Annotated in this window: 21 protein-coding genes; 9 read left to right on the top strand and 12 right to left on the bottom strand. The window is 54.8% G+C overall.

Annotated features, from left to right (window positions below):
* Window positions 1–104 precede the first annotated feature (104 nt).
* Both ACI7MX_RS02905 and ACI7MX_RS02900 read right to left on the bottom strand, forming a co-directional pair.
* Complete coding sequence (locus ACI7MX_RS02905; protein ID WP_405584721.1) at window positions 105–509, bottom strand: flagellar basal body-associated protein FliL; 405 nt, start codon at window positions 507–509, stop codon at window positions 105–107.
* 284 nt (window positions 510–793) lie between these two features.
* Window positions 794–1,471: an energy transducer TonB gene (locus ACI7MX_RS02900; RefSeq protein WP_314485966.1), complete on the bottom strand. Its 678-nt coding sequence runs from the start codon at window positions 1,469–1,471 to the stop codon at window positions 794–796.
* A 273-nt stretch (window positions 1,472–1,744) separates the two neighbouring features.
* Between ACI7MX_RS02900 and ACI7MX_RS02895 the strand changes: the two genes are divergently transcribed.
* Window positions 1,745–2,992: a hypothetical protein gene (locus tag ACI7MX_RS02895; protein WP_405584717.1), complete on the top strand. Its 1,248-nt coding sequence runs from the start codon at window positions 1,745–1,747 to the stop codon at window positions 2,990–2,992.
* On the opposite strand, the gene ACI7MX_RS02890 is transcribed toward ACI7MX_RS02895, so the two are convergent.
* The 5 genes from ACI7MX_RS02890 to trxA all read right to left on the bottom strand — a co-directional run bounded on the left by ACI7MX_RS02890 (window position 2,963) and on the right by trxA (window position 8,200).
* A complete protein-coding gene (locus tag ACI7MX_RS02890) occupies window positions 2,963–3,643 on the bottom strand; it encodes a gamma-glutamylcyclotransferase (protein ID WP_405584714.1) in 681 nt (226 codons plus the stop codon). The genes ACI7MX_RS02895 and ACI7MX_RS02890 overlap by 30 nt on opposite strands.
* A 157-nt stretch (window positions 3,644–3,800) precedes the next feature.
* Window positions 3,801–4,769, bottom strand: coding sequence for a CDP-6-deoxy-delta-3,4-glucoseen reductase (locus tag ACI7MX_RS02885; RefSeq protein ID WP_405584711.1), 969 nt, complete (start codon window positions 4,767–4,769; stop codon window positions 3,801–3,803).
* On the bottom strand, window positions 4,769–6,235 hold the full coding sequence (ubiD, locus tag ACI7MX_RS02880) for a 4-hydroxy-3-polyprenylbenzoate decarboxylase (protein ID WP_314485957.1): 1,467 nt from the start codon (window positions 6,233–6,235) through the stop codon (window positions 4,769–4,771). The genes ACI7MX_RS02885 and ubiD overlap by 1 nt, the downstream gene beginning before the upstream one ends.
* Before the next feature lie 142 nt (window positions 6,236–6,377).
* Window positions 6,378–7,637: a transcription termination factor Rho gene (gene rho, locus ACI7MX_RS02875; RefSeq protein ID WP_003438291.1), complete on the bottom strand. Its 1,260-nt coding sequence runs from the start codon at window positions 7,635–7,637 to the stop codon at window positions 6,378–6,380.
* Between the two features lie 233 nt (window positions 7,638–7,870).
* Window positions 7,871–8,200: a thioredoxin TrxA gene (gene trxA, locus ACI7MX_RS02870; protein ID WP_016783018.1), complete on the bottom strand. Its 330-nt coding sequence runs from the start codon at window positions 8,198–8,200 to the stop codon at window positions 7,871–7,873.
* Window positions 8,201–8,502: 302 nt separating this feature from the next.
* On the opposite strand from trxA, the gene ACI7MX_RS02865 reads away from it, so the two are divergent.
* The 5 genes from ACI7MX_RS02865 (at window position 8,503) to ppx (ending at window position 13,020) form a co-directional block, all read left to right on the top strand.
* Window positions 8,503–9,288 carry a transporter substrate-binding domain-containing protein gene (locus ACI7MX_RS02865; protein WP_405584704.1) on the top strand — a complete coding sequence of 262 codons (786 nt, stop codon included), beginning with the start codon at window positions 8,503–8,505 and terminating at the stop codon, window positions 9,286–9,288.
* Window positions 9,289–9,309: 21 nt separating this feature from the next.
* A complete protein-coding gene (locus tag ACI7MX_RS02860) occupies window positions 9,310–9,975 on the top strand; it encodes an amino acid ABC transporter permease (RefSeq protein WP_314489729.1) in 666 nt (221 codons plus the stop codon).
* Window positions 9,975–10,622 carry an amino acid ABC transporter permease gene (locus tag ACI7MX_RS02855; protein ID WP_405584700.1) on the top strand — a complete coding sequence of 216 codons (648 nt, stop codon included), beginning with the start codon at window positions 9,975–9,977 and terminating at the stop codon, window positions 10,620–10,622. Before ACI7MX_RS02860 ends, ACI7MX_RS02855 begins: the two co-directional genes overlap by 1 nt.
* Entirely contained in the window at window positions 10,609–11,343 is a 735-nt protein-coding gene (locus ACI7MX_RS02850) for an amino acid ABC transporter ATP-binding protein (protein ID WP_314489725.1), read from the top strand. Before ACI7MX_RS02855 ends, ACI7MX_RS02850 begins: the two co-directional genes overlap by 14 nt.
* 174 nt (window positions 11,344–11,517) lie before the next feature.
* Window positions 11,518–13,020: an exopolyphosphatase gene (ppx, locus tag ACI7MX_RS02845; protein ID WP_314489723.1), complete on the top strand. Its 1,503-nt coding sequence runs from the start codon at window positions 11,518–11,520 to the stop codon at window positions 13,018–13,020.
* A gap of 156 nt (window positions 13,021–13,176) precedes the next feature.
* On the opposite strand, the gene ppk1 is transcribed toward ppx, so the two are convergent.
* Window positions 13,177–15,414: a polyphosphate kinase 1 gene (ppk1, locus tag ACI7MX_RS02840; protein ID WP_314489721.1), complete on the bottom strand. Its 2,238-nt coding sequence runs from the start codon at window positions 15,412–15,414 to the stop codon at window positions 13,177–13,179.
* Window positions 15,415–15,759: 345 nt separating this feature from the next.
* Between ppk1 and ACI7MX_RS02835 the strand changes: the two genes are divergently transcribed.
* Window positions 15,760–16,380: a DedA family protein gene (locus tag ACI7MX_RS02835; protein ID WP_314489719.1), complete on the top strand. Its 621-nt coding sequence runs from the start codon at window positions 15,760–15,762 to the stop codon at window positions 16,378–16,380.
* Between the two features lie 59 nt (window positions 16,381–16,439).
* On the opposite strand, the gene ACI7MX_RS02830 is transcribed toward ACI7MX_RS02835, so the two are convergent.
* Window positions 16,440–17,579 carry a hypothetical protein gene (locus tag ACI7MX_RS02830; RefSeq protein WP_314489717.1) on the bottom strand — a complete coding sequence of 380 codons (1,140 nt, stop codon included), beginning with the start codon at window positions 17,577–17,579 and terminating at the stop codon, window positions 16,440–16,442.
* A gap of 449 nt (window positions 17,580–18,028) precedes the next feature.
* Here ACI7MX_RS02830 and ACI7MX_RS02825 point away from each other — a divergent pair, with 449 nt between their 5' ends.
* Both ACI7MX_RS02825 and elbB read left to right on the top strand, forming a co-directional pair.
* On the top strand, window positions 18,029–18,952 hold the full coding sequence (locus ACI7MX_RS02825) for a hypothetical protein (protein WP_405584695.1): 924 nt from the start codon (window positions 18,029–18,031) through the stop codon (window positions 18,950–18,952).
* A 157-nt stretch (window positions 18,953–19,109) separates the two neighbouring features.
* Window positions 19,110–19,775 carry an isoprenoid biosynthesis glyoxalase ElbB gene (elbB, locus tag ACI7MX_RS02820; protein ID WP_314489713.1) on the top strand — a complete coding sequence of 222 codons (666 nt, stop codon included), beginning with the start codon at window positions 19,110–19,112 and terminating at the stop codon, window positions 19,773–19,775.
* On the opposite strand, the gene ACI7MX_RS02815 is transcribed toward elbB, so the two are convergent.
* The 3 genes from ACI7MX_RS02815 to ACI7MX_RS02805 all read right to left on the bottom strand — a co-directional run bounded on the left by ACI7MX_RS02815 (window position 19,776) and on the right by ACI7MX_RS02805 (window position 22,932).
* Window positions 19,776–20,228, bottom strand: a complete 453-nt coding sequence (locus tag ACI7MX_RS02815) for a YaiI/YqxD family protein (protein WP_314489711.1) — start codon at window positions 20,226–20,228, stop codon at window positions 19,776–19,778.
* A 108-nt stretch (window positions 20,229–20,336) separates the two neighbouring features.
* Window positions 20,337–22,232 (bottom strand): FTR1 family protein, encoded by a 1,896-nt coding sequence (locus ACI7MX_RS02810; protein ID WP_405584690.1) that lies wholly within the window; start codon window positions 22,230–22,232, stop codon window positions 20,337–20,339.
* A gap of 67 nt (window positions 22,233–22,299) precedes the next feature.
* Window positions 22,300–22,932 carry a LysE family transporter gene (locus tag ACI7MX_RS02805; RefSeq protein WP_314489709.1) on the bottom strand — a complete coding sequence of 211 codons (633 nt, stop codon included), beginning with the start codon at window positions 22,930–22,932 and terminating at the stop codon, window positions 22,300–22,302.
* Window positions 22,933–23,004 lie beyond the last annotated feature (72 nt).

The raw sequence follows: 23,004 nt of genomic DNA, 5'->3' as shown, positions 1-23,004 counted from the left end.
GGCCGGCTGCGAAGCAGCCGTAAACAAGCCCCGCAGCCTCGTGCTTCGGCAGCGACTACAGGAAACACAGGGTGCATGAACCTTTACCGCAGAGGCTTTGAGCGTTACTGAACAATTAAATTGTTAAACAACAAGTCGTCCACCATCGGCTTCCCGGTCTCGTCGTTCATGACCTGTTGAATCTGTTTCAACGCCTCTTGTCGCAGGTTTTCCTTGGCCTCCACGCTGCTCAGCGTGGCGCTGGTCTGTTGGGCAAACAACCCCACCAACTGATTACGGATCAGTGGGTCATTGGCCTTCACCGCCTTGGCTGCCTCATTACCTGTTACGCGCAAGGAGATGTCGGCTTTAAACACTTTAAGTTTTGGACTGCCGTCCAAACCATAGTTACCCACAAAGGGTGGGCTCAACGTGATGTAGCTGACCTTGGCAGCGCCCTCTTCAGCCTCTTCAGCAACCGCTGCCAGTGGCAAACACAGGGCCATCATCAATACGATCCACGCTTTCACAATTCGCTCCTTTGTTGGGTTTGGCAGCGCACGGGATACCCCATTCAGAAGCAGAACAGCGACCACCCCATGAACGCTTCATAGGGTTATCGGCCGATTTTTTCAGAACAATAGAATCATGGACTTCACCCCCATCGTCGAGATTGGACATTGCTACGTGAAATAAGAAGAGCCCGTTGAGCAGCACTCACAGCGCCTGTCTTATTGAATGAAAGCATGATGGCCATAGGGGGCAGACCATACTCAAACGCAGGTAATTCTTTTATGTGTCGCCCCTTCGTTTGTTAAATAGGCTGGCTTTCTATCGGGCCTTTTAAGCCCGCCGTGCGCGCTAAAAGCGCCTGAACACTCTCCGGTAATTTCTCGACAAATCGGCGGCTGATCGTTCGCTGACAGGTTCTTACGATCCTTTCTGTTGCCTGAGAAAGATCAAACAGTGCAATCGCTAACTCCTCACTGGAATAGCGCTGGGCCACCAACCCGCTAATCAGTTGGTGGCGCGTTTTGCTGAACAGCTTCAACTGAGCCAACGGAGCATTTACCTTGCGGCGCATATGGTTTTCAATTTCAGTGTTCAGTTGACGGCACGTAGACGTCTCAAGATCGATGGCGCTCAACGGTTTATTTTTGGCGCTGGAATCACCGCCAAACAGCACCGGAGCGACGACTTCGACCTGCTCCGGCCTACCTTCACCCGATGTCCAAGTGCTAAAGCGCCACGCGCGTATAACCTTCAAGGTCGCGCCCGCAAACTCCGGATGAGAGCTGTAGAGAATCACAGGGTCAACGACGGTGCCATCGGGATTGACCAAAACCCTAACCCTTACGTCACCCACGATGCCCAAACGCATCAATTCATTTGGGTAGGCGGGTTCCAACAGGTACACAACTGAAGGCGGAAAATTTTGCGCCCAGGTATTGAACGACATCAACACTACTGCCAACCCCATCAAATGCTTCATCACCGTTCTCCAGAACTTGCGGCAAGCCGCCTCGGCATCAGTACCGTTGGGACGAATACTATTAATGTGGAGCCAATTTTTTCAGCTCATGGGTTCCGATAGTTACGTGGGATATGTCCGAATGTTTATATCAAGTTACTATTTGTCCACCTGTGTTTTAAATCTTCTATACAGCGGGAATTATTCCCCAAGCACGAGAGAATAAAGCGCTTTCAACCGCTCACCTAAAATACATAATTAGAAGCAATATGAAGAGAGGATGAGTGGATACACATGACGTACCATCTCGAAAAAATCACGGACGATATCGAGATGAACACGGCATACGCCATCAATAAAAATCAATATAAAAAATCTCTGGACTTCTACACTGCACTTATTAAAAAAGTAATGACGCCGCACGTCATCCCTAAAAAGATTTTGCTGGTCTGCCCACGTTACAGTTCAACCTTGGCCATGATAGAAGTCCTTGCCAGGCATTTCGATTTGTGCGGAATAATACTTAAAAATTCGACGAAGAAAAACGACGCCACGTTGCAGTTTTTGAAAAGTGCCAATTATCCGGTTCTAGACATATCCAAAGCCGATATGATTGCGCTTTCACCTTCCACTGTTGAAATACTGGAACAGGCCATCGGCCCAGGGTCCAGCTGTGTCGTGCTTGACCATGGCGGCTATTTTTCCTTGAACAGTCAGGCGTTGAGTATTTTAAAACCTGATCTAATATCCGGTATTGCTGAGTACGCTATTAATGGTGAAAACCGATACTTCAACACGTCCATTGACGACAGACCCTTCATATCAGTGGGGCGTTCCACCATAAAGAAAAACAGTGATCTGGCCTCCGCAAACAGCATCATGTTGATCACCGAACTTTACCTGCAAAACCAGGGCATCATGTTATTCGGCAATGATGTCAGGGTCGGCGTTATTGGTCACGGCACATTAGGCGCACGCATACGCAGCCTTCTCCAAGAGCGGGGAGTGGATCATTTTCTTATCCATGATTTAGACCCAAACAAGCTAGGTGATATTCCTTTAAAAAACATTGCACACAGCACCGCTCATCTTTGTCAGCAGTGCGATATTTTATTTTGTGCAACGGGCAATTACGCGTTAACGAGAGACGACCTAAAGTTCATCAAAGATGGCACCATCGCCTTTACCGTAACCTCGCCGGATGACGAGCTTGACCTGCATACCCTTAAAAAAGATCGCATCATCACCTTAAATACCGACCGCAGTCACGGTGACACGGTTGTTTACACCATTGCAGAGACGGGCCATGCATGGGTTCTTCCCTTTGATGGTGAGGCACCCAATACCCAAATCAATTTTGGGCTTGCCGATGCGTCCATCCACCAGCCGTGCGCAACACACATCGTGGCCGCCGTACGCCTGATGCAAGGGCAACTCGAACACAACCCTCAGTACTTGAGCCTGGAGGACGAACAGTTGGTTAAACAGCTATGGGACGAGTACTACCAGCCTTCAAAAACCCGTGACCATGCCACTGCCTGACCCTTCCAGCTGGGCCGCATCGCAGCGTTTGAGTCGTGCTTCCAGATTGCGATCGGGCATGGCATGAGTGCGCAGCGCTTTTACAGTCTGCTCAACATAATCGCGAGTAGTACCGTAGCGCCCGCTGGCATTGGCTAGCACTTGGCGCAGCACATTGTCCGGCAGGTTACCTGCATAGCTGGGTAAGTGGCGCTCCAGCACAAACCCCAGCGCCTGTACCTCCGTGCCATTATCCAACCGACAGCTAAGCCACCGTGGCCGATAGGAGGGAACCGGCATTTCACGCAGCCACAATGCGTACAAGGCAGCTTCCAGGTTGTCCTCTGGCAGCCTGTAAGCAAAGCCACTGCATGAGCCACCACGATCCAGACCAAATACCAGACCCGGCCATTGAGGCGTTCCACGATGTTCGTGAGACCACAGATACAGCCCGCGATGGTAGCCATGCACCCGCCCGCGCACGCGCTCGACCGCCGAACATTCGGGGCGCCAGTTCAGTGAGCCGTAGGCAAACAACCACACCGGCCCGCCTTGGTGACGCGCCATGGTGCTGCGAAGGGAATGGTGCAATTGTTCGGGGGTCAACGGCGCCCCGAGGTCGAGTCGCGGCGGATAGTGAGGGTTCAGGCAGGCAGTGTCTATAACAGTCATAACCAGTGATCGCGGCCTTACACGCTTAACATTAAGTAAACAAAATAACGTGTTGATTCTTATAGCACTGAAAAATCAGACGGTGTGGTTTGTCTGATGAACCGTGCAGGCAAGCCAAGTATGAGTCAGTAAAAATTATGGCTTGCCTGCCCCGTTTTCAAGGGCGTGGACAGTAGGCGAACACATCGGCGCGCATTTGATGCGGGTCCATGCCAGCGCTGACCAACGCATCGAGGGTGCCGTAGATCATCGCCGGAGAGCCACTGGCATACACATGCACAGCGCTTAAATCACTGATGTCTTCGCAGACCGCCTCATGCAGCAACCCACAGCGACCTTCCCAGCCACACAGGTCACTGACAACTTTGTGCAGGAACAAATTGGGCGTGTTCTGCCAGGCCTCCCATTCTTCCAGCCCGTAGAAGTCCTCGGGACGACGCACGCCCCAATACAGGTGCACCGGGTACTTGAAGCCTTTCTCGCGGCAATGCTCGATCAGGCTGTGCATTTGCGCCATACCGGTTCCGGCAGCGATCAAGACCAAAGGGCCGTCTGGCAACTCGGCCAAATGGGTATCCCCAAACGGCAGCTCAATTCGGATCATCTGGTTGCGCTGCAATTGCACAATGAGGCTGAGCGAACTGGCCTCACGAGCCAGAACATGCAGTTCCAGCTCTCGGCCGGAGTGCGGCGCACTGGCCAGCGAGAAGGCCGATTTTTCACCATTCTCGCGCGTCAGCATCGCGTATTGCCCAGCGTGATAACGCGGGAGTTTGCCGGCCGGTGCACGTAAACGCACCCGCCAGACATCCCCCCCCACTTCGACACATTCGACCAATTGACACGCCAGAGTTCGCACCGGTATTTCTCCTAACGCAAGCACGCCATCCCACAGCACTACGCAGTCTTCAAGTGGTGCTGCCAGACAGGTATACACCTCGCCGTGGTCGCGCACTTCCCCCGCCTGCTCTACCTGCCCTTCAACCAGCAAGGCCGCACACACGTGGCAATTACCATTGCGGCAACTCTGCGGGCATTCATAGCCCAAGCGTTGCGCCGCATCCAGAATTCGCTCACCAGGCAGGGTTTCCAGCACCGCACCTGAAGGCTGCAAAGTTACACGCATCAATCTATTCCTAATTGATTCCAGATGTCATCGACCCGGCGGGTAACAGCTTCGTCCTTGACGATAACCCGGCCCCATTCGCGGGTGGTTTCACCCGGCCATTTGTTCGTGGCGTCCAACCCCATCTTGGAACCCAGGCCGGAAACCGGCGAGGCAAAGTCGAGGTAGTCGATAGGCGTATTTTCAATCATCACCGTGTCGCGCTTGGGATCCATGCGCGTGGTGATGGCCCAGATTACGTCGTTCCAGTCGCGGGCATTGATGTCGTCGTCGGTCACGATAACGAATTTGGTGTACATGAACTGGCGCAAAAACGACCACACACCGAGCATCACGCGCTTGGCGTGCCCCGGGTACTGCTTTTTCATGGTCACAATGGCCATGCGGTACGAGCAGCCTTCGGGCGGCAGATAAAAGTCAGTGATCTCCGGGAATTGCTTTTGCAGGATGGGTACAAACACTTCGTTCAATGCCACACCCAAAATCGCCGGTTCGTCAGGTGGACGGCCGGTGTAGGTACTGTGGTAGATCGGTTTGACCCGATGAGTGATGCGCTCAACGGTAAAGACCGGGAAGCTGTCGACTTCGTTGTAATAGCCGGTGTGGTCGCCATACGGGCCTTCAGGGGCCATTTCACCCGGGTGAATCACGCCCTCAAGAATGATCTCGGCAGTGGCTGGCACTTGCAGGTCGTTGCCTCGGCATTTCACCAGTTCGGTCCGATTGCCCCGCAATAGGCCAGCAAAGGCATATTCGGACAAACTATCCGGAACCGGCGTCACAGCGCCCAAAATAGTTGCTGGGTCTGCACCCAACGCAACAGAGACAGGGAACGGCTGGCCGGGGTGTTTTTCACACCACTCACGGTAGTCCAGCGCCCCGCCGCGATGGCTCAGCCAGCGCATGATGACCTTGTTGCGGCCAATCACTTGCTGACGATAGATGCCAAGGTTCTGTCGGTCCTTGTTCGGACCTTTGGTCACGGTCAGGCCCCAGGTAATCAATGGCGCCACGTCGCCCGGCCAGCAATGCTGAACCGGCAACAGTCCAAGGTCGACGTCATCACCTTCAATGACCACTTCCTGGCACACCGCGTCTTTAACGACTTTCGGGGCCATGGAAATGATCTTGCGGAAGATCGGCAGCTTGGACCACGCGTCTTTCAGACCTTTAGGCGGCTCAGGCTCTTTTAGAAATGCCAGTAGCTTGCCGATTTCCCGCAGTTCACTCACGGCCTCGGCGCCCATGCCCAAGGCCACACGCTCCGGCGTACCAAACAGGTTGCCGAGCACAGGAATGTCATGACCGACCGGGTTCTCGAACAGCAACGCCGGGCCTTTGGCGCGCAGCGTACGGTCGCAGATTTCGGTCATTTCCAGATTCGGGGAGACTGGAAACTGGATGCGCTTGAGTTCACCGCGCGCTTCCAGGCCGCTGATAAAGTCGCGTAAGTCGCGATACTGCATGCATGAGCCTCATATTGGCCGGGCGTTGGGAGGAAGAGTGTAGCGCCCAAGTCGGCTGTTCAGAAGAGAGCGCTGTCTACCTCAAGAAAAGTCAGACAGCAAAAAGCCGGGTTTCCCCGGCTCTTGCTTGGCTTCCGGCGATTTACTTGCGCTTCATCGACAGGAAGAACTCATCGTTGGTCTTGGTCTGTTTCAGCTTGTCGATCAAGAACTCGATAGCCGCGACTTCGTCCATCGGGTGCAACAGCTTGCGCAGAATCCACATGCGTTGCAGTTCGTCATCCGCGGTCAACAACTCTTCGCGGCGTGTGCCGGAGCGGTTGATGTTGATTGCCGGGAAGACGCGCTTTTCAGCGATCTTGCGGTCCAGAGGCAGTTCCATGTTGCCAGTGCCTTTGAACTCTTCGTAGATCACTTCATCCATCTTCGAGCCGGTTTCAACCAGCGCGGTAGCGATGATGGTCAGCGAGCCGCCTTCTTCGATGTTTCGCGCCGCACCGAAGAAACGCTTTGGCTTCTCAAGGGCGTGAGCATCAACACCACCCGTCAACACCTTGCCGGAGCTTGGGATGACGGTGTTGTAGGCACGGGCCAGACGGGTAATGGAGTCGAGCAGGATCACCACGTCTTTTTTGTGTTCGACCAGGCGCTTGGCCTTTTCGATCACCATTTCAGCAACCTGCACGTGGCGGGTGGGTGGCTCGTCGAAGGTGGAAGCAACCACTTCGCCGCGAACGGTACGCTGCATTTCGGTCACTTCTTCAGGACGCTCGTCGATCAACAACACGATCAAGTGCACTTCAGGGTTGTTACGCGAAATGTTCGACGCGATGTTCTGCAACATGATGGTCTTGCCCGCTTTAGGCGGAGCAACGATCAGGCCACGCTGACCTTTACCAATCGGGGCACAGAGGTCGATCACGCGGCCGGTCAAGTCTTCAGTGGAACCGTTACCGATTTCCATCTTCATGCGCACAGTCGGGAACAACGGCGTCAAGTTCTCGAAGAGAATCTTGTTTTTCGCGTTCTCTGGACGATCGTAGTTGATCGTGTCGACTTTCAGCAGTGCGAAGTACCGCTCGCCTTCTTTTGGCGGACGGATTTTGCCGACGATGGTGTCGCCAGTGCGCAAGTTGAAGCGACGAATCTGGCTAGGCGAGACGTAAATATCATCCGGGCCGGCCAGGTACGAAGCGTCAGCGGAACGGAGGAAGCCGAAGCCGTCCTGGAGAATCTCCAGCACGCCATCACCCGAGATTTCCTCGCCGCTTTTCGCGTGCTTTTTGAGCAGGGAGAAAATCACGTCCTGCTTGCGCGAACGGGCCATATTTTCTATGCCCATCTGTTCGGCCAATTCGAGGAGTTCGGTAATCGGCTTTTGCTTGAGTTCAGTCAGGTTCATATAGGAATGACGTAATCATTTATGGGGAGGGAAATTAAGCTTTTGGCTTAATGAGGCCGCGCCGCAGAGAAGGCGACAGGATCGCGTACTAATTCGATAAGGAGTGCGTCGGCGACGGCTTGCAGGGGGCAGTGGAGAAACCAGTGCGGGGCCGAATGTACCACTTGAGTTTCATAGCGTCTAGTCCTTGAGCCATGAAAAAGCCCCGCATTTAGCGGGGCTTATATCGACGCTTAAATGTTTGCGTCGAGGAATGCTGCCAACTGCGACTTCGACAAAGCACCTACTTTGGTGGCTTCAACGTTGCCGTTCTTGAACAACATCAGAGTAGGAATACCCCGTACGCCGTGCTTGGCCGGAGTTTCCTGGTTTTCATCGATGTTCAGTTTGGCAACAGTCAGCTTGCCTTTATAAGTCTCGGCGATCTCGTCCAGAACGGGCGCGATCATTTTGCATGGACCGCACCATTCAGCCCAGTAATCGACCAGTACAGCGCCTTCAGCCTTGAGAACATCGGCCTCAAAGCTAGCGTCGGTGACGTGTTTAATAAGATCGCTGCTCATGGAAGTCTCCGTGGTTGTAAGCAAAAACGTAGCACATCATAGCCGTCATCAACGCGTTCAGGAAGCTGAGCGGTGATTGACTCTTACTATAGTGGTACGTAATCAAACGTATCGATCATGTCACTCAACGGTCATGGTGCGCACAATTAAGGTGCGCCAGTACCTTAACCCACGCACCATTGCGGCCCTTCATCTGCCTGGGAGCACCCTGAACAGGAGCAATCTTCCCCTGAAACGACTCTTGGCATGGCCTGTGCTCTGCTCACTACAGACCTTCCCCTGCCTGTTTTCGGAGACGTGCCATGACCCAGCGCTACAGCGCCCTGATTTGCGCCCTGTTCGCCAGCCTGATGCTGAGTCAGGCCCCCGCCCACGCCAATGGCCTTGAAGAGGTAATGGCAAGGGGCACGCTCAAGGTCGCGGTGCCTCAAGACTTCCCACCCTTTGGCTCGGTGGGCCCTGACATGAAGCCTCGCGGACTGGACATTGACACCGCCAAACTGCTGGCCGACCAGCTCAAGGTCAAACTGGAGCTGACCCCCGTTAACAGCACCAACCGCGTGCCTTATCTGACCACCGGCAAAGTCGACGTGGTTATTTCTACCCTGGGCAAAAACCCGGATCGTGAAAAGGTCATCGACTTTTCCCGCGCTTACGCCCCCTTTTACCTCGCCGTATTCGGCCCGCCCGACGCTGACATAAAGACGCTGGATGACCTGAAAGGGAAAACAGTCAGCGTGACGCGGGGTGCCATCGAAGACATCGAGTTAACCAACGTGGCCCCGGCAGGCGTCACCATCAAGCGCTTTGAAGACAACAACTCAACCATTGCCGCTTATCTGGCCGGTCAAGTTGATCTGATTGCCAGCGGCAACGTGGTGATGGTGGCCATCAGCGAACGCAATCCCAAGCGCATTCCGGCCATGAAACTCAAGCTCAAGGACTCACCGGTCTATGTGGGCGTCAACAAAGGCCAACCCGAGCTGCTGGACAAGGTGAACCAGATTATTAGCGCTGCCAAAGCCGACGGCAGTCTCGAAAAGAACGCGATGGTGTGGCTTAAAGAGCCGCTTCCCGCTGACCTCTGATTGATTTGGGCGAGGTTCATCATGGCTTATCACCTCGACTTCTTGCCGGTCCTGCAAAACAGCGACCTGTTATTGCGCGGCGCCCTGTTCACGCTTGAGCTGACGGCCATAGGCACCGTGCTGGGCGTTGGTTTAGGCATCGTCGGAGCAGTGGCACGGGCCTGGAACATCCGCCCCCTGTCTACAGTGTTCGGGGTTTATGTCGAATTGATCCGCAACACACCGTTTCTGGTGCAGTTGTTCTTCATCTTCTTCGGCCTGCCTGCGCTCGGCCTGCATATCAGTGAATGGCAGGCCGCCGTGTTGGCGATGGTGATCAACCTTGGGGCTTATTCAACGGAAATCATTCGTGCCGGTATTCAAGCCATCCCCATAGGCCAGCTCGAAGCCGCCTCGGCATTGGCCATGAGCCGCTTTGAAGCGTTTCGCCATGTCGTGCTGCAACCCGCGCTGGGCAAGGTATGGCCGGCACTGAGCAGCCAGATCATCATCGTCATGCTGGGGTCGGCCGTGTGCTCGCAGATTTCGACCGAAGAACTGAGCTTTTTTGCCAACTTTATTCAGTCGCGAAACTTTCGGGCCTTTGAAACCTATGCACTGACCACGCTGGTGTATCTGTGTATGGCCTTGCTGATTCGCCAACTACTCAACGCCTTCGGGCGCCGCTACCTGACCCGGAGTCGTTAATGGATTTCACGCTCTGGGACATCGTGCGCAACTTGCTGATCGGCTTGCAGTGGACGGTTGGACTGTCGCTGGCGGCGTTTATTGGCGGCGGCGTGATCAGCTTGCTGGTACTGCTGATGCGCATCTCCAAAAGCCGTTTCGCGCGCGTTCTGGCACGCGGCTATATCGAGCTTTTTCAAGGTACGCCGTTATTGATGCAATTGTTTTTGATTTTCTTCGGCATCGCCTTGCTCGGTATCGATATTTCACCGTGGATGGCCGCCGCGCTGGCCCTGACACTTTTTACCAGCGCGTATCTGGCTGAAATCTGGCGCGGCTGTGTCGAATCGGTAGCCCATGGCCAATGGGAAGCCTCGGCCAGCCTGGCGCTTAGCCCGCTGGAGCAATTGCGCTATGTCATTTTTCCGCAGGCCTTGCGCGTGGCCGTTGCGCCCACCGTGGGGTTTTCGGTGCAGGTCATCAAAGGCACCGCCGTGACCTCCATCATCGGTTTTACCGAGCTCACCAAAACCGGCAGCATGCTGGCCAACGCAACCTTTGAGCCGTTTATGGTGTACGGCCTGGTGGCGCTCGGTTATTTCTTCCTCTGTTACCCCTTGTCGCTCAGTGCGCGCTATCTCGAAAGGAAACTGCATGCCTCTGCTTAGAGTGACCGCCCTGCATAAATATTACGGGGATCATCATGTCCTCAAAGGCATCGACCTGACCGTCGAACAAGGCCAGGTCGTCGCCATCATCGGGCGCAGCGGTTCGGGTAAAAGTACATTGCTCAGAACCTTGAATGGCCTGGAGTCCATCAACGACGGTGTCATCGAAGTCGATGACGAATACCTCGACGCCGCCCGCGCCGACCTGCGCAGTCTGCGCCAGAAGGTCGGCATGGTGTTTCAGCAGTTCAATTTGTTCCCTCACCTCAGCGTGGGTGAAAACGTCATGCTGGCCCCGCAAGTCGTACAAAAAGTGCCCAAGGCCAAAGCAGTTGTATTGGCACGCGAGATGCTGGAACGGGTCGGGCTTGGCGACAAGTTTGATGCCTTTCCCGAGCGCCTGTCGGGCGGCCAGCAACAGCGAGTGGCGATTGCCCGGGCACTGGCCATGTCCCCCAAAGTGCTGCTATGTGACGAAATCACCTCAGCGCTGGACCCTGAACTGGTTAACGAAGTACTCAGTGTCGTGCGCCAGTTGGCCCGTGAAGGCATGACACTGATCATGGTCACTCACGAAATGCGCTTTGCCCGGGAAGTCGGCGACAAGCTGGTGTTTATGCATCAAGGCAAAGTTCACGAAGTCGGCGACCCTAAGACCCTGTTTGCTAACCCGCAGACCCCGGAACTGGCGAATTTTATCGGTACGGTGCACATGGCCTGACAGTCGCTTACAGCGTGTAGGCATTATCACGACCGACAATAAGAAAAACGAATTATCCGGGAGCGGCTAATGTCTTTGCTTACGTGTTCCATATCAACGCATCTGACACTACGCGTTGGCGCGAGCCTTTGATCGTGGCACGATGGCGACGTTATCGACCGAGACTTCTCAACTATGCCCCAATCCCAAGCCAAGAGTCCGCCCCTGATCGCCGCCATTGATCTGGGTTCCAACAGTTTTCATATGGTGGTGGCAAAAGCGCAGAACGGTGAAATCCGTATTCTCGAACGTCTGGGTGAAAAGGTTCAGTTAGCTGCGGGCATCGACGAAGAGCGCAAGCTCAACGAGGAATCCATGCAGCGCGGGCTTGATTGCCTGAAGCGTTTTGCCCAACTGATCAACGGCATGCCGCTGGGTGCCGTGCGTATCGTGGGCACCAACGCCTTGCGTGAAGCCCGCAACCGCCATGAATTTATCGTGCGCGCCGAAGAAATTCTGGGCCATACCGTAGAGGTCATTTCCGGCCGGGAAGAAGCCCGTCTGATCTATTTGGGCGTGTCGCATACCCTTCCTGACACGCCGGGCAAACGCCTGGTCGCCGATATCGGCGGTGGCAGCACTGAATTCATTATTGGCCAGCGCTTCGAGCCACTGCTGCGCGAAAGCCTGCAAATGGGTTGCGTCAGTTTTACTCAGCGTTACTTTCGCGACGGCAAGATCACCCCGGCGCGATACGCTCAGGCCTACACGGCGGCGCGCCTCGAAATCATGAGTATCGAAAACGCGCTGCACCGTTTGGGCTGGGATGAAGCCATCGGTTCTTCGGGCACTGTTCGGGCCATCGGGCTGGCCATCAAAGCGGGCGGGCACGGCAGCGGCGAAGTTAATGCCGAAGGCTTGAACTGGCTAAAACGCAAACTGTTCAAGCTGGGCGAAGTCGACAAAATCGACTTTGAAGGGATCAAACCGGATCGTCGGACTATTTTTCCGGCGGGTCTGGCCATTCTTGAAGCTATCTTCGATTCTCTTGAACTGCAGCGTATGGACCACTGCGACGGCGCACTGCGTGAAGGCGTGCTGTACGACCTGCTGGGTCGCCATCACCACGAAGACGTACGTGAGCGCACCCTCAGCTCGCTGATGGATCGTTATCACGTTGATCGTGAACAGGCGGCGCGGGTGGAAGCCAAGGCCCTGCGGGCTTTCGATCAAGTAGCCAAGTCGTGGGACCTCAAGGACGGTGTGTGGCGCGAGCTGCTGAGCTGGGCTGCCAAAGTGCATGAAGTCGGTCTGGACATCGCCCATTACCACTACCACAAGCACGGTGCTTATCTGATCGAGCACTCCGACCTTGCCGGTTTCTCACGCGAAGACCAGCAAATGCTCGCGCTGCTGGTACGCGGTCACCGACGTAACATTCCAAAAGATAAATTCGCCGAATTTGGTGCGGACGGCATCAAGCTGATTCGCCTGTGCGTGCTGCTGCGCTTTGCGATTTTGTTCTACCACATCCGGGGTAATCAGGAGGCGTCGCAAGTCAAGCTGCGCGCCCACGGCGACCACCTTGAAGTGATATTCCCCGAAGGCTGGCTGGCTCAAAACCCGCTGACACAGGCTGACTTCGAGCAAGAAGCACAATGGCTGACCCGGGTCGGAATTGTGCTGACGGTGTCTTGAAAACCTGCGCCCCGTAGCAGCTGCCGCAGGCTGCGTCCGGCGGTGAAACCGTCGTAAAACCTGATATCGCGGTGTTTCAAATTCACCGGGACTTCAGGGTTTACGAGCGCTTCGCACTCGGACGCAGCCTGCGGCAGCTGCTACGGATCTGGGCCTTTACACCGACGGGCCGGTGCTGACGGTCAACACCGGCAAGCTCAAACGCTCAAGCAAGGTCGCCTGCGCGCTACGCGGGTTTTGGTTGCCGGTCGGTGTATTACGCACATATCGACCGTCGGACTGCAAAATCCAGCTGTGAGTGTTGTCCGTCAGGTAGCACTCCAGTTCCTTCTTGACCCGCAGGATCAGCTTTTTACCCTCGATCGGGAAGCACGTCTCCACGCGCTTATCGAGGTTGCGTTCCATCCAGTCAGCACTCGACAGGAACATCTGCTCCTCGCCGCCATTGAGGAAGTAGAACACCCGTGTGTGCTCCAGGAAGCGACCAATGATCGAGCGCACGTGGATATTGTGCGATACACCGGGAATCCCTGGTCGCAAGCAGCACATGCCACGCACAATCAGGTCAATTCTCACGCCCGACTGGCTGGCTTTATACAGCGCGCGAATGATTTTCGGATCGGTCAACGAGTTGAACTTGGCAATAATGTGCGCAGGCTTACCCTCCACCGCGAACTGCGTTTCGCGGGCGATCATGTCGAGCATGCCTTTTTTAAGGGTAAACGGCGCATGCAGCAGTTTCTTCATGCGTAACGTTTTACCCATCCCAATCAATTGGCTGAACAGCTTGCCTACGTCTTCGCACAGCGCATCGTCCGACGTCAGCAAGCTGTAGTCGGTGTAGAGCTTGGCGTTGCCGGCGTGGTAGTTGCCCGTGCCCAAGTGCGCATAGCGGACGATTTCACCCGCCTCACGACGCAGAATCAGCATCATCTTCGCGTGGGTTTTAAAACCGACCACACCATAAATAACCACCGCACCGGCGGCCTGTAGACGGCTGGCCAGTTGCAGGTTGGACTCTTCGTCGAAACGCGCACGCAGCTCAACCACCGCTGTCACTTCTTTGCCGTTGCGCGCAGCGTCCACCAACGCGTCAACGATTTCGGAATTGGCACCACTACGATAGAGCGTCTGGCGTACGGCCAGCACATGAGGATCTTTGGCTGCCTGACGCAACAAATCGACCACCGGGGTGAACGACTCAAACGGGTGGAGCAGCAAAATATCCTGCTTGCTTACCACGCTGAAAATGTTCTCACTGTTCTGCAACAGCTTGGGGATCGCAGGCGTAAACGGCGTGTATTGCAGCTCCGGGTGGCTGTCCAGCCCGGTGATGCTGAACAGTCGTGTCAGGTTGACCGGGCCATTGACCGTATACAGCTCGGTTTCGTGCAGGTTGAACTGTTTGAGCAAGTAATCGGACAGATGTTTAGGGCACGTATCCGCCACTTCCAGACGCACTGCATCGCCGTAACGACGTGAAAACAACTCGCCACGCAGGGCGCGGGCCAGGTCTTCTACGTCTTCCGTGTCGACAGACAAGTCTGCGTTTCGGGTCAGTCTGAACTGATAGCAGCCCTTAACCTTCATGCCTTGGAACAGGTCATCGGCGTGGGCATGAATCATCGACGACAGGAACACATAGTTGTCCCCCGTACCGCCCACCTCTTCAGGCACCTTGATCACTCGCGGCAACAAACGCGGTGCCGGGATAATCGCCAGGCCCGAATCACGGCCAAAGGCATCAATGCCTTCAAGCTCGACAATAAAGTTCAGGCTTTTGTTAACCAACAAAGGAAACGGGTGCGTCGGATCAAGGCCGATAGGCGTGATAATGGGTGCTATTTCATCGCGGAAAAACTTGCGAACCCATGCTTTGATCTTGGTATTCCAGTGGCGCCGACGAATAAAGCGCACCTGATGCTTTTCAAGTTCAGGTAACAAAATGTCATTGAGGATCGCGTATTGGCGATCAACGTGACCGTGTACCAACTCACTGATCCGCGCCAGCGCTTGATGCGGCTGCAAGCCATCAGCGCCCGCCTGCTCACGCGCGAAGGTAATTTGCTTTTTCAGGCCCGCGACACGAATCTCAAAAAACTCATCCAGATTGCTGGAGAAAATCAGCAGGAATTTCAGCCGTTCCAGTAACGGATAGGACTCATCCAGCGCCTGTTCAAGCACGCGAATATTGAACTGCAATTGCGACAGTTCGCGATGGATATACAGGCTGCTGTCATCCAGGTTCGGAATGGCGATCACTGGGTGCGCCGCCGCAGGCGTTTCCGTCACCGCAGGCGCCGGGGCGTCCTGCACGGGTGGCGTTTGCGGGGCCGGCTCAACCTTCGGTTGGGCCTCGGTAGCAACGAGTTCTGTCAGTCCTTCGGTATTCATTGAATGTTCCTGTAAGAGCGGGTTGACTCTCGTAACAGTTAGGCGGCGCATGCGGTCAAGCTGCCAGAATGCCACCAACGCCGGCGGGATTAAACCGCTCGAAGGTGCTTTGTGTGAGTCGGAGCCTGTTAGAGGGCGTTTTGTCAGTTTTGTTCGTGTTAAACACGCCCGCACCTGCGCGCGCCCTTTATACCGACCTGCCATGAACACTAGATGACAACGCCTATGACGTAGGTCAAATCGACATCATTTGTAGGAATTGTTAACAACTAGAGACCTTACGAGACTTTCCTGAACGTGCCTTAAGGCGTAGGCTGCGCGTTCAATTTCGCCAGCTTCCAGACAATGCTCCAACAATTTCTTCAAGAATTTGGCTACTTCGCCCTGTTTCTAGGGACGTTCTTTGAAGGTGAGACCATTCTGGTTCTCGCAGGCTTCTTGGCGTTCCGCGGATACATGGACCTCAAACTGGTCATGATTGTGGCGTTCCTCGGCAGCTATGCCGGCGACCAGCTGTGGTATTTCCTGGGGCGCAAACACGGCCGCAAATTGTTGGCGCGCAAACCGCGTTGGCAGCTGATGGGCGACAAGGCGCTGGAGCACATCCGCAGGCACCCCGATATCTGGGTATTGAGCTTCCGATTCGTCTACGGCCTGCGTACGGTCATGCCTGTGGCCATTGGCCTGTCCGGCTATCCGCCGGGTCGCTATTTGCTGCTTAACGGTATTGGCGCGGCCATCTGGGCCATCGCGCTGGCGACGGCGGCTTACCACTTTGGTGCGGTGCTTGAGGGCCTTCTGGGCAGCGTTAAGAAGTATGAGCTGTGGGTGCTCGGCGCTTTGCTTCTGCTCGGCGTGTGCCTGTGGATACGCCGCCGCATCAAAAATGCGCGTATTGCAAAACAGACGGCGCTGGAAGAAAAGAAAAAGGCAGATGCCGACGCTAACACCCCACCCACTGAGTGAGCCCGAAAGTTGATCGCGTGGGGACGAGTCAGTGCCAACATAGGCTGCCACGCTCGTCCTCAAGTATTAATTTTGTAACCCCCACCCTCAGCACCCTCATGCAAAGCAGCTTGAATACGCTCGTATAAAGCATTGGCTTCCTGAGTAGTGATAGACCGAGAGCAATCTCGAAGCACCACTCTAAGCAGAACATTTTCTTGCCCTTTTAAAAGACCGAGACGCTCTACTGCCTGATTAGGCAAGTCCTCCATGGCCCATCGCCCTTTAACTTGCATTTCCTCAATCCAGCTCGAGTGCTCGCCCGCAGCAACTAACATTTTTTCTGTCAGCACCTCTTCGCTCAAACCAGGTGTGACAGCGAGTGATATATCCCGGGTTATGGAAGGCAAACGCGAAACGGGAGTCCAAGGATGCAAGTCATGCAATTGAGCCTGTACACGCTCATTAGGGTCGCGTAACAACCGTATATCAGGGATACCTTTGCGTAACATGGTCAAGCGATCCAACCCCATCCCCAAAGCCAAGCCCCCATGCTTCGCGGGATCGAGACCCAGTCGTAGCAAAAGTGAGGGAGCAATGCAGCCGCACTCAAGTACTTCCACGGGTTGCTCTTGAGAGATCACGTTCACTTCAATGCCGCCCTCGGTGTAGTGGTGTGGGCTGGGACTGTGCACCCACGGCATATTCGGAACGGCACATTCAAGAATGTCACCTACTAGCTTTAGTAAACGCTCCCGCGTTGAAAGGGCAGTGTCGCCAAGCACCCAAATATCCATCTGATGGGGCTCAGCACAGTGCCACCTGTCACGACTATCTCGCCTGAATGTAATCCCTGGAGCAGCCAAAAGAACGAGCTCTTCGGGTTTACGAACATGTGCAATACGCTGCAAAGCTCCAGGAATTAGACTCGTTGTTTGCGTACGTAAAAGTGAATGCTCATCTACCCAGCGAGTATGCTCGCTCCCCAATGTAACTTCCGCAGGGTCATAGCCAAGCAGTCCATAATTATCTTGTGCCGTCACAATGCGGGGCCCTCTGAGCAATTTTCCAACAGGCCACCCCTTGGTTGCCAACCCCGCGAGCACTTCACCCACTAAAAGCCCAATGGCGTGAACAGGCTCGTCCAGTTCGGTAAGATCGGCAAGTTCAAGCGCTTCATTAACCGACCGTTCACTCAGGTATTTTTTCAACGTAGACATTATTAATCCTCTAGCAAAATGTTAAAACCTCAAATCTATATTAATAAAATAAAATTCCACAATAGGAAAAGCGCTAAAAAACGGGATAAGAAAAATAATCAGACACGGACTACATATGTTTCCTACAGTTATTCCTCTTGTTCATAAATAGGCTCACCCTGCTCCGAAACGATATAAAAATTAAATAAATATCCCTTTAGTTTATTAATTTTTCTCACTTAACATACTGACGCCCTGAACCTATCAGGAGCACCTCTTAAACCAATAAAAAGGTACATCTAATGACCACATTAACTTTGGCAAAACTAAAATTTAACCGCATCACCTCAGGGCCTGATAATTTTGGCTGGGCACCGCTTGCCTGGGCTTACCTGCCAGACTAATTAGCCAATGTAAACGTGAGTGCCTCAGTAATCGCGTCAATAGGCACTCACACTTACCGCGAGGTCATGCCTGTGGCTACCAAAATATCTCCATTCAATTCACATGAATCATGGGTTATTTCCGACGACCCGATTTTTCTTCAACACTGCGCCGCTCAGGGATTCACGACGAGATTACTCAGTCAAATAGACTCGCTTCCTGCACAGAGCATCATTTTTTCCTTCTGCAATGAGGCCGCAAAGCGAACCTTCGACATCGCAAAAAACACGCCTGTGCAACAAAGCATTTTTTGCGCAACTCATGTGTTCGAACCTTCAGTCAACAATGCCTTGTACAGCTTGAACCTCATTATGAACAGTGATTTCCACGCAGCTCTCTATAAACAGAGGTTGGTATTAACACTGCTTGAGACACATACACACTTTAAACTGGAAGGTGCCTCCTCTGAGGCCAGCGTTGTTATTTCGGAGCAGTCCACGCCTTACGCGATGCTTGAGGAAGATATAAACAAACCGTATATACATTCAGTCGCTGAATTCTTTGAAGTCCACTACGCTCATATGCACGCTTCCGCACCTTGCCCTTTTAATTTTGAGGGGCATTTAATAATAACCGGGATTTTAACGGTGCTACGAAAGCCTTTAACACCCCCAGACAAAGAATTAAAAATGGCACTTCTAACCCTAATTCAAGAGGTCGCACAGCACACAGCCCTACTTACCATAAAGCACAACTGCATCACTTCGTTCACGGTTAACAGCATTGAATACAGATCGTTACTTAAACGCGCGGCAGGTGCTCGAGCTTTGGCGCTGACCGAGTTTGCAGTCGGCGTTAATGAAGCTATTGAACCGCTTATAGACTATCGTTTTAACTCACAAATGAACGAAGGCATTAACGGCGTGCATGTTGCAATAGGCGATGGGTCTACGGGTTATCACGTTGATTTCCTCAGTCCCACCGTGGCCTTCAGTCCTTATCAAAAATAACAGCGATAAATGCGCCAGATGAAGCGAACCTCGATCGACTGCTCCACCGGATGACACCGCCGCCTTGATGATGCAAGCGCTGGCGGTGTACAAAGCCCTATAGCTTCACACGCCGAATCCGGCGACATTAGGGCCATGTCCAAAGGAGACCTCCCATATGACTCAGAAAAAAGTTGCCGTGATTCTCTCCGGGTGCGGTGTCTACGACGGCGCTGAAATTCATGAGAGCGTTATTACCTTGCTGCGTCTGGATCAGCGCGGCGCCAAGGTTCAGTGCTTCGCACCCAACATTGCGCAACATCATGTGATTAACCACCTGACGGGCGAAGAAATGCCGGAGTCGCGCAACGTGCTGGTCGAGTCGGCGCGTATCGCACGCGGGGATATCAAAGATATTAGCGAAGCCAATGCCGAAGCGTTCGACGCGCTGATCGTTCCGGGCGGGTTTGGTGCAGCCAAAAACCTTTCGGACTTCGCCTTTCAGGGCACCGATTGCGCCGTGCAACCGGATGTACTGGCGCTGGCCGAAGCGTTCGCCGAGGCCGGAAAACCGATTGGGCTGATGTGTATCTCGCCTGCCATTGCCGCCAAAATCTATGGCCCGGGTGTGATTTGCACAATCGGCAAAGACGCTGATACAGCGGCGGCTGTCAGCAAAATGGGTGGCGAGCATCAGGAATGTGAAGTGTCTGAAATCGTTGAAGACAAAGCGCGCAAACTCGTCAGCACACCCGCCTACATGCTCGCCAACTCCATTAGCGAAGCGGCTTCGGGCATTAACAAAATGGTCGACCGTGTGCTGGAACTGACTCAACAGGAGTAATCAGCTGCGCATCAATCGGGTCAGAATCCGGTCAAGTGAATTGGCGAACGCCTGTTTTTCGCGCTCGCCATAAGCCCCCTGCCCGCCGCCCATCTGGCCCTGTTCCCGCAGGTCGGTGAACAGGTTGCGCACCGCCAACCGCTCGCCCATGTTCTGCGGGTCAAACTCCTTGCCGCGGGGGTCCAGTGCCGCCACGCCTTTCTTTACCAGCCGGTCAGCCAGCGGCACATCGCTACAAATCACCAACTCACCGGGTTCGGCATGCTCCACCAGGTAGTCATCTGCTGCGTCGGGGCCACTGGGCACCACGATCAGCTTGACCAGTGCGTACGTGGGTTTGATCTGGCTCTGACCTGCCACCAGCACCACTTCGAACTGACGCTTGAGAGCGAACTTGATCACTTGATCCTTGGCAGCCTTTGGGCAAGCGTCTGCGTCAATCCAGACACGCATGGTGGGTACTCCTGAAGTGTGATGACTAAAAACTCAAGTATTCGCTGCCGAGGAACGAGAGCTGCGACCGCTTCGCGCTCGATCGCAGCCTTCGGCAGCGGCTACAGGTTACGCGTGCACCCGGCGTCTTTCAGCCAGTTTGCTGCGCCCGAAGAGCACCCCAATCGCTGCCAGCGCCACTACTTGTGCGCCCAGCGAATAGGCGTCCGCATGAATGCCCAGCCAATCAAATTCGAAGAACGCCACGGGCCGTGTTCCAAAAATACCGGCTTCTTGCAGGGCCTTCACGCCATGCCCCGCGAACACGACAGACAAGGCGCAGAGCAAGGCCGCATTGATGCCGAAGAACAGCGCCAGCGGCAATTTGGCCGAGCCGCGCAGAATGACCCAGGCCAGACCGATCAACAGCACCAAAGCCGTGGCACCCCCCGCGAGCACGGCATTGTGGCCGGCCGGACCGGCTTGCAGCCACAGGGTCTCGTAAAACAGGATGACTTCGAACAATTCTCGGTAGACCGAGAAGAACGCCAGAATCGCGAAACCAAATCGACCGCCACCGCTGACCAGACTGCTTTTGATGTAATCCTGCCAGGCCGCCGCATGCCGCCGGTCGTGCATCCACACGCCCAGCCACAGCACCATGACGCTGGCGAACAAGGCGGTACACCCTTCGAGCAGCTCTCGCTGGGCACCACTGACGTCGATCACATAGGCAGCCAAGGCCCACGTTGCCCAACCCGCTACCAATGCCAAGGCCCAACCCGCGTTGACGCTGCGTACCGCAGATTGCTGACCCGTGTTGCGCAAGAAAGCAAGAATCGCCGCCAGCACCAGAATCGCTTCCAGCCCTTCGCGCAGCAATATCAGCAAACCGGAGATGTAGCTCAATGACCAGCTCAGACCGTCGCTACCCAGCAACCCGGCTGACTCTTTGAGCAAGGTTTTAGCCGCCTCCAAACGCTGCTCTACCTGTGCAATCGGCATCCCGTCCTGCAACGATTGCCGATACGCCATCAGCGCTTTCTCGGTGTTTTTGCGCACGTTGCTGTCAACGTTATCCAGCGAGCTTTCAACCAGCTCAAAGCCTTCCAGATAAGCAGCTACCGAGAGGTCGTAGGCCTGTTCGTGATCGCCGTCTCGGTAAGCGGCCAAGCTTTTGTCGAGGGTCGCCACGGTGTAGTCCAGCAACTGTGCAGGACCTCGTTTGACCTGCGGTGGCTGGGCCCGTTGAGCGCGGAACGTTGCCGCCGCTTGCGGGCCTTCGGCTGTCAGTACTTCATTGGGGGTTTGACGGGCAAGGTCGGCCAAGTTGTAGGTTTTATCAGCCTTGGCCGCTGCCGGGTCGGCACTCAACCCTGCGACATAGGTGGCCAGATCCCAACGCTGGCGCTCGTCCAGCTGGTCGGCAAACGACGGCATGTCAGTGCCTTCAACGCCTAAAGTCAAAGTGTTGAAAATGGCGTAAAGACTCAGACGATCCAGGCGCACCGCATCGCGCAGATTGGCGGGTGGCGGGGTCATGCCGACGCTGGCAGGGCCATCTCCGGCACCGGTTACGCCGTGGCATACCGAGCATTGCTGTGTATAAAGCGTCGCACCACGAGCCGGGTCAGGGGTAATCACAGGGGCTTGGCTAACCTCGTAAGCCGCCGCCAGTTTGGCCCCTAGCTGACGCGCTGCACGGGCCACATTGACGCCATCCTCATGCTGCTCAATGGCTGTCTGCAAGGCGCTGACGCCCTGCACCAACTCGGCATGCTCAGGACGATCTGGCAGATCAGCAATTAAACCCTTGAGCACCGCCAAAAATTCCAGCTGCTCGCGATACTCGGTTTCGTCGATGACTTTGCCATCTTCAACCGTAGGCGGATAGTCCGCCCCGATGTAATCGATCAGGTGCAGCGCTTGTGAGGCGCCCTCAGGGGAATTGGCAGATACGGCAAAGCTACACAGCGCGAGCACTGGCACGATCAGCCAGGCCAAGAAACGCGAGCGGGCGGTCATGAATAATTCCGGAATGGAAATGAGAAGTAACACATTGTTCACTTCTCATGACCGCGACTCAAGATTTTTAAGTGGTGGCGCGGTGCAATGTCGCCAGAAAACCGGCCGCGCCTACGAACAACCCCGCAAAAGTGCGGTTCATGCGCCGTTGCTGTCTGGGGGTACGCAGCAAGCGCAGCACTTTGGAGGCAAGCCCGGTGTAACCGGCCATGACAATCAGGTCAACGCAGATCATGGTTACGCCCAACATCAGGTATTGGCTCACCAACGGCGCATGCGGATCGACAAATTGAGGCAACACCGCAAGCATGAATACCAGTGCCTTGGGGTTACTGACGTTGACCAGAAAGCCGCGAAACACCAGTGCCAGCGGTTTGCCAATGGGGCGTAAGGTGGTGTCATCGCTGAGGTCAGCGGGTAGCGCACGCCACTGTTTGACCGCGAGGTAGATGAGGTAGGCAACGCCGAACCATTTGATCGCGTAGAACGCCGTGGAGGATGCAGCGAGGATGGCGCCGACACCGGCGGCGACGATGGCAATTTGCAGGGCCAGCCCCAATTGCAGGCCCAGCGCGTTCCAGTAGCCCCGCAAGAAGCCGTATTGCAGGCCGCAAGACATCGAGGCAATCGCCCCTGCACCCGGCGAAAGGCTGATGACCCAGCAGGCCGCGAAAAAGGCTAACCACGTTTCCAGCGACATATCGCACCCCGGACAATTGTTGTAACAAGTCCACTAAGCTAATGCGCCGTTTGGGAAGAATCAACCGCGGTT

The organism is Pseudomonas sp. 2024-210 (assembly GCF_045062345.1).
Lineage (GTDB): Bacteria > Pseudomonadota > Gammaproteobacteria > Pseudomonadales > Pseudomonadaceae > Aquipseudomonas.
Note: the sequence above shows the minus strand (reverse complement) of the source record. Positions and strands in the feature narration are given on the sequence as shown.